This is a genomic window from Pseudomonas sp. NMI542_15 (assembly GCF_021283425.1).
GTDB lineage: Bacteria > Pseudomonadota > Gammaproteobacteria > Pseudomonadales > Pseudomonadaceae > Aquipseudomonas > Aquipseudomonas fortuita.
On record NZ_JAJSRO010000002.1, the window covers coordinates 492,355 to 506,558 of the forward strand.

12 protein-coding genes are annotated in these 14,204 nt (G+C 63.5%); 8 read left to right on the plus strand and 4 right to left on the minus strand.

Annotated elements, in window-relative coordinates; genetic code table 11:
• Window positions 1-206: 206 nt before the first annotated feature.
• Complete coding sequence (locus LU684_RS05450) at window positions 207-1,283, minus strand: ABC transporter substrate-binding protein (RefSeq protein WP_016485949.1); 1,077 nt, start codon at window positions 1,281-1,283, stop codon at window positions 207-209.
• A gap of 213 nt (window positions 1,284-1,496) precedes the next feature.
• Between LU684_RS05450 and LU684_RS05455 the strand changes: the two genes are divergently transcribed.
• From LU684_RS05455 to LU684_RS05480, 6 genes are all read left to right on the plus strand, one after another.
• Window positions 1,497-3,149, plus strand: a complete 1,653-nt coding sequence (locus tag LU684_RS05455; protein WP_016485948.1) for a nitrite/sulfite reductase — start codon at window positions 1,497-1,499, stop codon at window positions 3,147-3,149.
• Window positions 3,133-3,627: a DUF934 domain-containing protein gene (locus LU684_RS05460; protein WP_016485947.1), complete on the plus strand. Its 495-nt coding sequence runs from the start codon at window positions 3,133-3,135 to the stop codon at window positions 3,625-3,627. The genes LU684_RS05455 and LU684_RS05460 overlap by 17 nt, the downstream gene beginning before the upstream one ends.
• 249 nt (window positions 3,628-3,876) lie before the next feature.
• Entirely contained in the window at window positions 3,877-4,680 is an 804-nt protein-coding gene (gene dkgB / locus LU684_RS05465) for a 2,5-didehydrogluconate reductase DkgB (protein ID WP_023047804.1), read from the plus strand.
• 215 nt (window positions 4,681-4,895) lie between these two features.
• Window positions 4,896-5,360 carry a nuclear transport factor 2 family protein gene (locus tag LU684_RS05470; protein ID WP_016485945.1) on the plus strand — a complete coding sequence of 155 codons (465 nt, stop codon included), beginning with the start codon at window positions 4,896-4,898 and terminating at the stop codon, window positions 5,358-5,360.
• 147 nt (window positions 5,361-5,507) lie between these two features.
• Window positions 5,508-6,737, plus strand: coding sequence for an MFS transporter (locus LU684_RS05475; protein ID WP_016485944.1), 1,230 nt, complete (start codon window positions 5,508-5,510; stop codon window positions 6,735-6,737).
• A 36-nt stretch (window positions 6,738-6,773) separates the two neighbouring features.
• Entirely contained in the window at window positions 6,774-7,547 is a 774-nt protein-coding gene (locus LU684_RS05480) for an AraC family transcriptional regulator (protein WP_016485943.1), read from the plus strand.
• 45 nt (window positions 7,548-7,592) lie between these two features.
• Here LU684_RS05480 and LU684_RS05485 read toward each other — a convergent pair whose 3' ends face one another.
• Entirely contained in the window at window positions 7,593-8,555 is a 963-nt protein-coding gene (locus tag LU684_RS05485; RefSeq protein ID WP_060518820.1) for an aliphatic sulfonate ABC transporter substrate-binding protein, read from the minus strand.
• A gap of 14 nt (window positions 8,556-8,569) precedes the next feature.
• Window positions 8,570-9,526: an ABC transporter substrate-binding protein gene (locus LU684_RS05490; RefSeq protein WP_442964198.1), complete on the minus strand. Its 957-nt coding sequence runs from the start codon at window positions 9,524-9,526 to the stop codon at window positions 8,570-8,572.
• A 324-nt stretch (window positions 9,527-9,850) separates the two neighbouring features.
• On the opposite strand from LU684_RS05490, the gene LU684_RS05495 reads away from it, so the two are divergent.
• Window positions 9,851-11,764 carry a tyrosine-protein phosphatase gene (locus LU684_RS05495; RefSeq protein ID WP_232894239.1) on the plus strand — a complete coding sequence of 638 codons (1,914 nt, stop codon included), beginning with the start codon at window positions 9,851-9,853 and terminating at the stop codon, window positions 11,762-11,764.
• 58 nt (window positions 11,765-11,822) lie between these two features.
• Here the strand turns inward: LU684_RS05495 and LU684_RS05500 are convergent, their stop codons facing one another.
• Window positions 11,823-12,794 carry an AraC family transcriptional regulator gene (locus tag LU684_RS05500; protein ID WP_191087474.1) on the minus strand — a complete coding sequence of 324 codons (972 nt, stop codon included), beginning with the start codon at window positions 12,792-12,794 and terminating at the stop codon, window positions 11,823-11,825.
• A gap of 183 nt (window positions 12,795-12,977) precedes the next feature.
• Here LU684_RS05500 and LU684_RS05505 point away from each other — a divergent pair, with 183 nt between their 5' ends.
• Window positions 12,978-14,126: a M14 family metallopeptidase gene (locus LU684_RS05505; RefSeq protein WP_060518824.1), complete on the plus strand. Its 1,149-nt coding sequence runs from the start codon at window positions 12,978-12,980 to the stop codon at window positions 14,124-14,126.
• Window positions 14,127-14,204: the final 78 nt, after the last annotated feature.

A 14,204-nucleotide genomic window follows, 5' to 3' on the forward strand; every position in this document is an offset into this window, starting at 1 on the left:
GAGAAGTCTACTGGTGGCTGACCCAATACACGGCAGTGACCACCACCAGGACGATCAGGCAGAGGATCGCCCAGGCGTCGACACTGCTGTCAGCTTTGCGGACCTTGGTTGAGTTTCCCATTGCATTGCCTCTTGTAGTGGTTATGGGAATGCACTTCACAACCAGCAGTTAAGACGAGCAATGCCCTTCCCTCAAGCAGGGTCTTTCAATACTCGACCGGTGACGTCAGGAACGGGTACTGGTAACTGGCCGGCTGCCCTTCGGCGCTGTAATTCAGAAAATCGACGCCGTAGTCGTCCCGCTCCAGCAGTTTCAGCCACCGCCTGGCCTTGGCCTGATCGATCGCCTGCAACACTGGGGCACTGTGCACACGCTGGCCGTCGCGGTTCAGCGCCACCCCGTGGGCATCATCGTGCAGCATCACCATGGCCCAGCCACCCAGGGTGAAATGCCCACCCATCAGCACGCTCAAGCGCCCATCGATGCGCGCACGCAAGGCCTCAGGCGAACTGTTGACGACGCCGAACAGCACATCACGCCCCGGTGTGTGCCCTGCTTCCTCGAACGCCTGCATGGCGCCAAAGCCCATCTCGTCGTTGGCCGACCACACCAGGCGGGTGGCCGGGTAACGCTCCAGCAATTGCTGCGCCTGTTCATAGGCACGCTGGCGGCTCCAGCCGCCGTATACCACCTGACGCAGGCGCACCTGAGGGAAGTCGGCCAGGGCGCGGCGCATGCCCTCCTCGCGCAACTGCGAGGCCGGTGTGGTCTTGAGCCCGGCAAAGGCCACCAGGTCCACCGGCCCTGCGTCGCGAGGCAGTTGCGCGACCATCAGGCGCAACATCTGGAAGCCCGCCTGCTCATCGTTGCTCATCAGGGTACCCAGGGGCTCGGCGTACTTGTCCGGCTGGGCCTGTATGCTGCGGGCCTGGCTGGCGGTCAGGCCGTTGTTGACCAGCAACAGCTTGACCCCGGTACCACGCGACAGGCGCAGGATTTCCGGTGCCACGTACTGCTCATTGACCAGCACCAGGTAGTCTGGCCGCTGCGCCCCACTCAAGATCGCGCGGGCCTGGGTCAGCACCCGGTCGGCTCGGCGCTCGCTGTACTCAACGCGCAGGGACATGCCCAGTTCGTCCGCAGCGGCCTGCATGAAGCGGGTGTAGCTGGTCCAGAATGTCTCGGTGGACAGCCCCGGATTGAGGAACACCACCGAGGCCGGCTGCGCATTTGCCGCCAGTGGCAGGGCAAGACACAAGCTTTGGCACAGGGCCTTGAGCATGGGGTCACATCTCTGCGAAGCAAACGCCGGATTATAACCGCCTGGCTGCGCCCGGCGTACAAATGGCAGTCAGTCTCACATAGTCCATTTGGTTCTTTTCATATGCAAAAACATCACTTTAGCGCATAACCGCAACCTGATATCGTTCCACGGCTCCGTACCGGAGTGCGCGGCCGTGCGCGCGAATAGCTGCATGCCTGAGACAGGACTTTTATGTACGTATACGACGAGTACGATCAGCGGATCATCGAGGACCGCGTCAAGCAGTTCCGTGATCAGACCCGCCGCTACCTGGCCGGTGAGCTGAGCGAAGAAGAATTCCGCCCTCTGCGCCTGCAGAACGGCCTATACATCCAACGTTTCGCACCAATGTTGCGTGTCGCCGTGCCGTACGGCCAGCTGAGCGCCCGCCAGGTCCGCACCCTGGCGAAGATCGCTCGCGACTACGACAAAGGCTACGCGCACATCTCCACGCGCCAGAACGTGCAGTACAACTGGCCGGCACTGGAAGACATTCCGGACATTCTCGCCGAGCTGGCTACCGTGCAGATGCATGCGATCCAGACCAGCGGCAACTGCCTGCGCAACACCACCACCGACCAGTTCGCCGGTGTGGCCGCAGACGAAATCATCGACCCGCGCCCATGGTGCGAGATCGTCCGCCAGTGGACCACCTTCCACCCGGAATTCGCCTACCTGCCGCGCAAGTTCAAGATCGCCATCAACGGCTCGCAGGAAGACCGCGCCGCCATCGAAGTGCACGACATCGGCCTGGAGCCGGTGCGCAACGCTGCTGGCGAACTGGGCTTCCGCGTGCTGGTTGGCGGCGGCCTGGGCCGTACCCCGGTGGTCGGCTCGTTCATCAACGAATTCCTGCCGTGGCAAGACCTGATCAGCTACCTGGACGCCATCCTGCGCGTGTACAACCGTTACGGTCGCCGTGACAACAAGTACAAGGCGCGGATCAAGATCCTGGTCAAGGCGCTCACACCTGAAGTGTTTGCCGAGAAGGTCGAGGCCGAAATGGTCCACCTGCGCGGCGGCAGTACCACCCTGACCGAAGACGAAGTACAACGCGTATCGCGCCACTTCGTCGACCCGGAGTACCTGGCCCTCGACAATGTCGACTACGCCGCCCAGGACGCAGAAAACCCAGGCTTCGCCCGCTGGCGCTCGCGCAATACCCGCGCCCACAAGCGCCCTGGCTACGTGGCCGTGACCTTGTCGCTCAAGCCTACCGGCGTTGCCCCGGGCGACCTGACCGACAAGCAGCTGGACGCCGTCGCCGACCTGGCCGAGCGCTACAGCTTCGGTTTCCTGCGCACCTCGCACGAGCAGAACATCATCCTCGCCGATGTCGAGCAGCGTCAGTTGCATGCGCTATGGCTGGAGCTGCGCGAAAGCGGCTTCGCCACCCCGAACATCGGCCTGCTGACCGACATCATCTGCTGCCCGGGCGGTGACTACTGCTCGCTGGCCAACGCCAAGTCGATCCCGATCGCCGAGTCCATCCAGCGCCGTTTCGACGACCTGGACTACCTGTTCGACATCGGCGAAATCGACCTCAACATCTCTGGCTGCATGAACGCCTGCGGCCACCACCACGTGGGCCACATCGGCATCCTCGGCGTGGACAAGAAGGGTGAGGAGTTCTACCAGGTGTCGCTGGGCGGCAATGCTGCGCGCGGCGCAAGCCTGGGCAAGATCCTCGGCCCGTCCTTCGCCCAGGATGCCATGGCCGATGTGATCGAGAAGCTGATCGCCGTGTACGTCGAGCAACGTACCGAGGAAGAGCGTTTCATCGACACCTACCAGCGTATCGGCATCGACCCCTTCAAGGAACGCGTCTATGCAGCGAATCATTAAGAACAACCAGATCGTCGACGAAACCTGGCACTTGCTGCCCAAGGAAACCTCGTTCGACGAGCTGACCAACTGCGACGACTACATCGTGCCGCTGCAGCTGTGGCGTGACCACGCCCATGTGCTCAAGGCCCGCGACGGCGGCCTGGGCGTGTGGCTGGACAGCGACGAAGAAGCGGAAGAAATCGGCGAAGACGTGCAGTACTTCCAGGTGATCGCGCTCAACTTCCCGGCCTTCACCGACGGGCGCAGCTATTCCAATGCGCGCCTGTTGCGTGACCGCTACAAGTTCAAGGGCGAGCTGCGTGCCATCGGCGACGTACTGCGCGACCAGCTGTTCTTCATGGCCCGCTGCGGTTTCGATGCGTTCGCCATCCGGGCCGACAAGGACCCGGAAGACGCGCTGCAAAGCCTCAAGGACTTCTCGGTGACCTACCAGGCCGCCACCGACGAGCCGCTGCCGCTGTTCCGCCGCCGCTGATCGTCCCGCTCCAGCGAACAGCCCGCCACCCGGCGGGCTTTTTCGTTCCTGGCCCCTGGCGTTGAAGGGCCTTACGACTCGAATCAAGTTAAACCTGCCGTTGCGCTACCTCACGCTCTGAACAGATGTGCGCGGAATCATTCTTGCCTACAGTTCAAATGACTTTGACGCAGCAGCGGCTTATTCGCTGCCTTGCGAACCTGCACACTGGCCGTCACATGATTTCCCCCACTATTCAGGAGTAACTCAATGAGCGTTCCTTCCTTCGGGCTCGGCACCTTCCGCCTCACTGGCCAAACTGTCATCGACTCGGTCAAGTCGGCCCTGGCGCTGGGCTACCGCGCCATCGACACCGCACAGATCTACAAGAACGAAGCCGAAGTCGGCCAGGCCATCGCCGAAAGTGGCGTGCCGCGCAACGAGCTGTTCATCACCACCAAGATCTGGGTCGACAACTATGCCGCCGACAAGCTGATTGCCAGCCTGCGCGAGAGCCTGGAGAAGCTGCGCACCGACTACGTCGACCTGCTGCTGATCCACTGGCCGGCGCCGGGCAACGGCGTGGAACTGCGCGAATACATGACTGCGCTGGCCGAAGCGAAGAAGCTGGGGCTGACACGCCAGATCGGTGTGTCCAACTTCAATATCGAGCTGACCCGCCAGGCCATTGATGTAGTCGGCAAAGGCGAAATTGCCACCAACCAGATCGAGCTGAGCCCGTACTTGCAGAACAGCAAGCTGGCAGCATTTCTGAATGAACAGGGCATTACCGTGACTTCGTACATGACCCTGGCCTACGGCAAGGTTCTGAAAGACCCGCTACTGGCCGAAATAGCAGCCAAGCACAAGGCCACCGTCGCCCAGGTTGCGCTGGCCTGGGCCCTGCAGCTGGGCTACGCGGTCATCCCGTCTTCGACCAAACGCGAAAACCTGGCCAGCAACCTGCTTGCCCGTGACCTGAAGCTGGGCGCCGACGACATGGCACGCATCGCCACACTCGAACGCAATGGCCGAGAAGTCAGCCCTGACGGCCTGGCGCCGGTCTGGGACTGACACCCCAACTTTTCAGCCTTGATACAGGCATTAAGGGCCGCCTTGCGGCCCACTGCCGCACAGCCAGGCCCGACTGCGCGCGGCAAGGCCATGGCTTCGTTCACAAGCCTGTATTGTTCCACGCACCGCAATTATGAAGTGTCGCGCACATCCATTCTCTGTCCAGGCACCGGCAGCTAACCTGCTAAAAACCAAACGACCTGAGGAGTACGCCGATGTCCCGACCACCACTACCGCCCTTCACCCACGAAAGTGCCATCGAAAAGGTGCGCCTGGCCGAAGATGGCTGGAACGGCCGCGACCCGGCCAAAGTCGCCCTCGCGTATACCCCTGACACGGTCTGGCGCAACCGCGTCGAGTTCCCCCGTGGGCGTGCCGAGGTCGAGGCGTTCCTCACCCGCAAATGGGACCACGAACTGGAGTACCGCCTGATCAAGGAGCTGTGGGCCTTCACCGGCAACCGTATTGCCGTGCGCTATGCCTATGAGTACCACGACGACAGCGGACAATGGTTCCGCGCCTACGGCAACGAGAACTGGGAGTTCGCCGACGATGGGCTGATGCAGAACCGCCACTCGAGCATTAACGAACACCCCATCAGCGAAGCCGAGCGCAAGTTCCACTGGCCGCTGGGGCGGCGCCCGGATGACCACCCCGGGTTGAGCGAGCTGGGTCTCTGAGCTACCAGCGGGGGTTGGAACAGCGGTGCGGGCACGGATGCCCGAAACGCGACAGTGGCTGCCTGTTCGGCGGGAGACAGGCAACCTGGGTACTGGCTAACCTGCGGCGGCAATGCCTTGTTCCCTTGCCACAGAAGAACCTTGCCCATGACAACTTCCGCCGCCTTGGCCGCCGCCCCGCCTGCCGACCAACCTCAGGGCTTTGTAGTCCGTATCGTCGGTGCTGCCGCTTTCGCCCACCTGCTGAACGACCTGATCCAGGCCGTACTGCCGTCGATCTACCCGATGCTGAAAAGCGACTTCGCGTTGAGCTTTGCCCAGATCGGCTGGATCGCCCTCGTCTACCAGGTAACAGCCTCTCTGCTGCAACCCTGGGTCGGGATGTACACCGACAAGCACCCGCAACCGTACCTGTTGCCAGCCGGTATGCTGGTGACATTGGCGGGCATCGCCCTGCTCGCCTTCGCGGGCAGCTATGAAATGCTGCTGGTGGCTGCTGCGGTGGTCGGCGTAGGTTCGGCAACCTTCCACCCCGAAGCTTCGCGGGTGGCCCGCATGGCCTCAGGCGGGCGCTTCGGCACCGCCCAGTCGACCTTCCAGGTGGGTGGCAACACAGGCTCCGCCCTCGGCCCGCTGCTGACCGCTGCCATCGTCATACCACACGGCCAGCCGGCCATTGCCTGGTTCATGCTGGCGGCTGCGCTGGCCGTGCTGGTGCTGCTGCGGGTGACCGGCTGGAGCATGCGCCACGGCCAGGCCCGGCTCAAGCGTTTCGCCGGCCAGCAGGCCCCCGGGCTGTCGCGGGGCGCCATGTGGCGCGCCGTGGTGGTGGTCGCCGTGCTGATGTTCGCCAAGTTTGTTTACATCGCCTCGTTCACCAACTACTTCACCTTCTACCTGATCGAGCACTTCGGCCTGAGCGTGCAACACAGCCAGCTGTATCTGTTCGTGTTCCTCGCAGCCGTGGCATTGGGCACTTTTGCCGGTGGCCCGGTGGGAGACCGCATCGGGCGCAAGGCGGTGATCTGGGTTTCGTTTCTTGGCGTGGCACCCTTTGCCCTCGCCCTGCCCCACGCCAACCTGGCCTGGACAGCGATACTGGCGGTGGCCATCGGCCTGGTAATGTCCTCGGCTTTCGCGGCGCTGGTGGTGTATGCCCAGGAAGCGGTGCCGGGCCGGGTCGGCATGGTTTCGGGGGTAATGTTCGGGCTGATGTTCGGCATCAGCGGCATTGGTGCCGCCGGCCTGGGTGAGCTGGCCGACCGCCATGGCATCGAGTGGGTATACCAGGCGATCGCGTTCCTGCCGCTGCTGGGCCTGGTAACCGCGCTGTTGCCAGCAACCCGTTCGAAGGCCCCGCCCAGCCGCTGCTGCTAAAGTGGCGCTGCCAGGCTGCATCTATACGAGGTCACGATGGTAAAACCGCAGCGCGAATTGCTGGTGGAGGTCGATCAGTGGACCTGGGAAGTGGGTAGCCGTGCAACGGACTACCCCAGCGACTGGTTCATCGAGCCCCATACCCATGCCAAGCATCAACTGATCTATGCCATCAAAGGGCTGATGATCGTCGAGTCCGGCAACGAATGCTGGACAGTGCCACCCAGCCGCGGGGTGTGGATGCCTTGCGGCCAGGTGCATGCCATCCGCTGCGTGGGCGATGTGAAGATGCGCAGTGTGTTCGTGCGCACCGATGCGGCAGCGGGCCTGCCCCTGCAGAGCAAGGCCATCAGCATCTCGCCGCTGCTCAGCGAATTGATCAAGGCTTCGGTGGGCTTTACCGCACCCTTTGCCGAGGACTCGCGCGAAGCCCGGGTAATGCGCCTGATCCTCGACGAGATCAGCGTACTGCCGACCTTGCCGCTTAAGCTCTCGCAACCCAGCGACAAGCGCCTGCGGGTGATTTGCACGGGATTGCAAGAGCGGCCCGACGATAACGCCACCGTGGCCGACTGGGGCCAGCAACTGGGGGTGGACGAGAAGACCATCCAGCGGTTGTTCCGCAGCGAAACCGGCATGACCTTCGGCCAGTGGCGCCAACAGGCGCGGCTGATGCAGGCACTGGAGCGGATTGCCCTGGGCGAGCGGATCATCGACGTGGCGGGGGCACTGGGGTATGACAGCCCCAGTGCCTTTGCCAGCATGTTCAAGCGCCACTTCGGTACTACGCCCAGTCAGTTCTTCAAGTAGCCCTCAGTTTACAGACTGTCGGCACCGGCCTCTTCGCGCGTATCCTCAGTCAGCAGCGTGCGGCTCGAACACCGTCACCGCACGCGCATCCACCGGTTTGGGCAGCAGCCCTTCGCGGTAGAAGGCATCGGCAATACGCTGTTGCTCACCCAGGTTGCCCAGTTGCACCGGCTGCACGTCATAGCTGCGTCGGCCATTGGCCTGCTGCACCGTCGCGCTGTCCAGGTTGCCCCACAGCGGCCCCAGTACCCGGGCAGCCGCTGCAGGGTTGGCCTTGGTCCAGGCCCCGATCTCGCGCAGCGCCTGGTACACCTGCTGCAGCACTTCAGGATGCGCCTTGGCGTAATCGCTACCGGCCAGGTAGTAGCGCTGGTAACTCGCCAGCTCGCTGCCATCGGCCAGGATGCGCGCGTTCTGCTGGCGCTGGGCGCTGGCCACATACGGGTCCCAGGTGACCCAGGCATCGACCTTGCCGTTCTCGAACGCCGCCCGGCCGTCGGCGGGAATCAGGTACGCCGGGGTAATGTCCTTGAAACCAAGACCGGCCTTGGCCAGGGCCTGGATCAACAGGTAATGGCTGCCCGCCGCCTTGGTCACCGCCACACGCTTGCCCTTGAGGTCGGCCAGGGTCTTGAGCGGCGAGTCGGCTGGCACCAGGATGGCCTGGGCCGAGGGGGATGGCGCCTCACGAGCAAAATAGGTGAGCTTGGCGCCAGCTGCCTGGGTGAATACAGGCACGGTGTCGGCCACATCCGCCGACAGGTCTATATTGCCCAGGTTCAGCGCCTCCAGCAGCGGCAGGCCACTGGGGAACTCGTGCCAGCTGACGCGGATACCTTCGGCCTGCAGGCGCTGCTCCAGGGTGCCACGGGCCTTGAGCAAGGTCAGCAGGGTTGAGGATTTCTGGTAACCGATGCGCAGGGTCTGATCGGCGCTGGCGAGCGACGGCAGCAGGCAGCCGAGCAGCAGGCCCAAGGCCAGGTGGCGCAGGCGTTTGCGGTGCAGCATGGGACGTCTCCGGGTCAATGTTGGGCCAGTGAGTCAGGGGCGGGCACGCTAAAGCCACTGGCAAAGGTCGGGGCCACGTCCAGGCGTTGATTCATCAGGCCGTGGGCGTGGTAAAAGTCGGCGGTTTCCTGCTGTTCGCCGATGGTCTTCGCGTCAATCGCCTGCCAAACCAGTTGGCGCCGCTCGAACTGCAGGCGGGCAGCATCCTGCGGAAAGCCGATGATCGCAGCCAGGGTTTGTGAATAGCTGTCCAGATGCTGGTAAGCCCAGACCTGGGCGCCGGCCAGGCGCACAAGGTAGTCCTGCAATGCGGCCTTGCGAGCCGGATCACCCAGCGCCTTGTCGGTGGCGGCCAGGAAACTGTTGCCACTGGACAACCCCCGACCGTTGACCAGCACTTTGCCCTGGCCGCTCTGCTCGGCCAGCGCGGTGTAGGGTTCCCAGGTCGACCAGGCGTCCACCGAGCCATTGGCCAGGGCGATCTTGGCGTCGACGGGGCCGAGGAAGCGAAACTCCACGTCCTTTTCGCTGAGCCCGACCTGATCCAGCGCCTTCAACGCAAGGTGGTGGCCTATAGAGCCACGGCCCGTGGCGATCCGCTTGCCCTTGAGGTCGGCAGCGCTGTGCAGCGCTGCGTCGGGGCGCACCAGCAGCGCCGTGCCATACGGGTCGGACTTGTCCACGGCAATGGCCTTGACCGGCGCACCAGAGGCCAGCACGAAGAGCAATGGTGCATCGCCAATGATGCCAGCATCGATCGCGCCGGCATTCAGTGCCTCGGCCAAAGGCGCGGCGGCGGGGAATTCGGCCCAGCGGATGTCGTAAGGCAAGTCACGCAGGGCATCGGCTGCCTCCAGCTGGGCGCGCATGTTGCCTTTTTGGTCACCGATGCGCAGGGTCAGGCGGTCACTGGCAAATGCCTGAGTAGCCAGCAGTGTGGCAGCCGCGAAAAGCAGCAGGCGAAATCGAATGGACATCCGCAGTTCCTTGCAGGTTGAAGAAACTGCGAATGTAGCCGGCTAGATCAAATAAATAAAAGTAATTAAATTCATAAGCTAATATGCAAAAAACAAAAACAGGCAAACCCTCGCCTCAGCCGAAATGAAAGCAACCCTGCGTTCCAGGTCTGGCCAGTGTGTGATTAACGGGGCGCTTTGCGCCCCAGTCGCCGGGACAGAAGACGCAAAACAAGGACAGATCGCGCAAGCCTTTGCACATCACCGCAAAATGTAACATTCAGTTTCATGTTGCCCCAGGACAGTAGACAGCCTAACCCACTGCCTGAGGCCTGATCCGTGCTGCAACGTGTGCTCTGCTCCCTGTCCCTGCTTACCCTTGCCATTTCCAACGCCCATGCCGCCGAAGCGCTCGCCACCCCACGCCTGGCCGGTATGGATAATTTCCGCGACCTCGCCGGCACCACCAGCGCCTACCCGACCAGCCATGACGGCACAATGCGGGCGGGCGTGTTCTACCGTGCCAACGCCCTTACCCCGACCGCCGCCGACCTGGCCACCCTCAATGGCCTGGGTATCAGCAATGTGTACGACCTGCGCACCCCAAGCGAAATCGCCAGCACGCCCGATACGCTGCCGGGCGGCGCCAGCTACACCAACATCGACATCATTGGCAGCACCACATCGGGCTCCAACATCACCAACATTTCCTTCAGCAGCGCAGAACAGGCGCGGGCGATGATGCAGGAGACCAACCGCGCCTTCGTCAGCGACGCCGGCATGCGTGGCCAGTTTGCCGTGCTGTTCAACGAACTGGCGGCTGCCGATGGCGCCGCGCTGTTTCATTGCACCGCGGGCAAGGACCGCACCGGCTGGACGGCAGCGGTGCTGCTGAGCATCGCCGGGGTGGACGAGGCCAGCATCATGAGTAACTACCTGGCCACCAACGGCTACACCGCCGCCCGCGTGGCTGCCACGCTGGCGGCGATGCCGGCGAGCATGGCCGAAATCTATGCACCGTTGCTGGGGGTCGAAGCCAGCTACCTGCAGGCTGGCCTCGATGAAATCAGCGCCAACTACGGCAACATGGACAACTACCTCAAGCAGGGCCTGGGCCTGAGCCAGGAAACGATCTACGTGCTGCGCGGCAAGATGGTGCGCTATGGTTCCCTGCCCGGCGAGGCAGGCCTGCTGGGCAACGCTGCCGCCGGCGCGCAATTGTTGCGCGAGCTGCAGGACACCTCGCTGTCGGGCAGCTACAGCGCCTACAACTACTACCTGCAATCGGCCATCGATGCCGGCAGCTTGGGCGGCGTGACCTCGACCGTTGGCGGCCAGGTGCACGCGGATGCCGCCAGCTACCTGCTGCGCCAGGGCGCCATGGTCGAGCGTGCGGCTTCGCCCTTTGCCGACAGCAGCGGCCTCAAGGTCGGCCAGGCGCGCCTGTGGAGCACGGCGCTGGCCGGCTACCTCGGCACTGACGGCTCAGCCCATGCGGCCAGCAGCAACGCGCATAGCCAGGGGTTGATGGTGGGCATGACCCAGCGCTTTTCCGAGCAGCTCAGCGGCCATGCCGGTTTTGGCTATAACCGTGGCAAGGTGGGCGGGGCCGGTGGCGAGGCCGATACCGACCTGACCTTCCTCAGCCTGGGCGCACGCTTCGCCCCTGGCGGCCTGGAGCACGGACTGTTCATCGATGCCGACATCAGGGGTGGCTGGCTCGACTACTCCAGCAAACGCGAACTGGGCGGCGGCCTGGGCACGGCCAAGGGTGACAGCCACGGTACGCTGGCTGGCGCCAGCCTGGCGCTGGGTTATCGCCTGCCCACCCATGGCGTGGTGCTGGAGCCGAGCATTGGCGTGCGGGTCAGCCACGTCGACCTGAACGGCTTTACCGAGAAAGGCAGCGAACTGGCCCTGCAAGTGGACGACCTCAAGGCAACCCGCCGCAGTGCAGGGGCCAACCTGAAGGCGTCTTTCACGCCCATCCCCGTCGGCAGCTGGCAGTGGGTGCCTGGGGTGGAAATGGGTTACGAACATGCCCTGGGGGATCAGCAAGTGGACAGCCAGGGGCATCTGCTGGGGCTGGATATCGAGCAACGTGCGGCGTTCGACAACCGCGACCAGTTTACTGGCGGGGTGAGCCTGATGGCCAACCTGGGTGCGTTGAGTGTGGGCGGCGAAGTGGCGGCGATGGGCGCAGGCGACAGCCACGGGGTGAGTGGCAGCCTCAAGGCCAGCTACGCGTTCTGAACCATATCATTGGGGCCGCTTTGCAGCCCCGATTGGCTTTACTGACTGGTATCAGGCCTTACCTGCCGCGCCTCAACTCAGCCGGGCTTACCCCGAACGCCTGCTGGAAGTACTGGGCAAAACGCCCCGCGTTGCTGAACCCATGGCGCAAGGCTACTTCGGCCACCGACCCGCCCTCCCCGCGCGCCAGTACCTGGCGCGCGCTTTCCAGCCGTACCTGCCGCTGATAACCCACAATTGATGTGCCAGCAAAACGGCGAAAGCCATCCTGCAAGGCGCGCAGGCTGACATTGACCAACCCCGCCAGCTCAGTGCCACTGACCAAGCGCGCCGGGTGCTCGTGCAGATAGGCCATCGCCAGCTTCACATGGCGCGGCGCCAACGCAGGTGCGGGGCTGCGCAAAGCATCGCTATAGGTGTGCGGCCACGCCTCCAGCACCGCATCCACCACCATTTCCTGCAGCCGGGTAGGCATCAGCATGCCGGTATTGATCAGTTGGTCGAACTGCGTACCGGTGGCCATTTCCAGCAACGCGCGTATGCCCTGGAACACCGGCAACGCCAGGTCGACCACTGGAGCAAAACACACCGGTGCCGCCAAAGGCTGGCCCAACAACAGTGACAAGCGCTCAGCAAACAACGCGCGCCGTATCGACATGCCGCACTGGGCATGGTTTTCGGCAAAACGCACGGTGCGAATGTCGCGCTTGTCGACCGCCAGCCCCACGTGGGCACCACCAATCGACTCGCCCCGGTGATCGAAAATGATCTTGCCAGCGGTGGGCAGCACGAAGGTGATCTCATCCTGTGGTGTGGGCAGGGTGATGCTGAAATCGCCGCCGTACTGCATGCGGCGCACGCTCATGCCTTCGAAGCGCCCATACACGCCCCCAATGCTGATGCCTTGGGCCAGCGGCGGCATGTCGGCATACAAGCTACCGAACATCTGGGTGAACAGGGCACCGAAATCATCGCTGCGCATGTCGCTTGTGCGAAGCATGAAGGGCTTGCGGGTCAGGCCGGAGTGCACTGTGGTTTCACCTGTGCGAAGGGGGACCCGGATGCTGCCATGGCCGTATGACAGTGACGTTAAAGCGCATTCAGCCCAGCGAGCGTACCCGCGCAGGGCCCGCGTATCACCTGATCGCGCGCAGTAACCCTGCCAAGCCGTGTACAGTACCCCTACAACAACGCCCGCAAAGGAGCCCGGCACATGACCGTGACGCTGTCCCCCCTGCAGATCGACTGCGCTTTCGATTCCGGCAACATCCAGGTACTGGATGCCAGCAACCCTGCCCAGGTGCACCTGGCCATCCGGCCGGATACCCACAGCGGCCACTACCAGTGGTTCCACTTCAAGGTCAGTGGACTGACGCCGGGCCAGGTCCATCGCTTCAGCCTCGACAACGCTTCCGGCTCCTCGTACAAAAACGCCTGGAGCGGTTACAACGCGGTGGCCTCCTACGACCAGCAAACCTGGTTCCGCGTGCCCAGCCAGTTCGACGGCACAGCGCTGTCGTTCGAAGTGACAGCGGAGCAGGACCAGATCTGGTTCGCCTACTTCGAACCCTACCCACGCGCGCGTCACAACCAGCTGATCGAGCGTGCTCGCCAAATCCCTGGGGTCGAGTTGCTGGCCAGCGGTCGCAGTGTGCAGGGCCGCGATATTCCCCTGCTGCGAGCCGGCGATGGCGCGGCTGGCAAGCGCAAGCTGTGGCTGATTGCCCAGCAGCACCCGGGTGAGCACATGGCCGAATGGTTCATGGAAGGCGTGATCGACCGCCTGCAAGCCAACGACGAGGTGCTCCAGGGCTTGCTGGCCAAGGCCGACCTGTACCTGATCCCCAACATGAACCCCGACGGCGCGTTCCTCGGTCACCTGCGCACCAATTTCAAGGGCAAGGACCTCAACCGTGCCTGGCAGGACGCCAGCGTCGAGCTGACGCCGGAGGTATTCTTCGCCCAGGCGCAGATGAAGCAGTACGGCGTGGATGCGTTCATTGACGTGCATGGTGACGAAGAAATTCCGCACGTATTCACCGCCGCCTGTGAGGGCAACCCGGGCTACACCCCACGGCTGGCAAAACTCGAAGAGCAGTTCCGCAGCCTTTTGTGCAGCGTGACCCGCGACTTCCAGACCGTGCACGGCTATACCCGCGACGAGCCCGGGCAGGCGAATACCACGTTGGCCTGCAATGCCGTGGGCATGGCCCATGACTGCCTGTCGCTGACGCTGGAGATGCCGTTCAAGGACCACGACGACGCGCCCGATGCGGTTGCCGGCTGGTCGGGGGCGCGCTCGAAGGCACTGGCCGGAGCGGTGCTGAAGACCCTGGCGGAGATGGTTGGCGACTTGCGCTAGCCTTGCCTCACGCGGCCCCGGCAATCGGTGCTGGGTCTGCCATCTCGGGGCTGCTGCGCAGCCCTGTCGCGACACAAG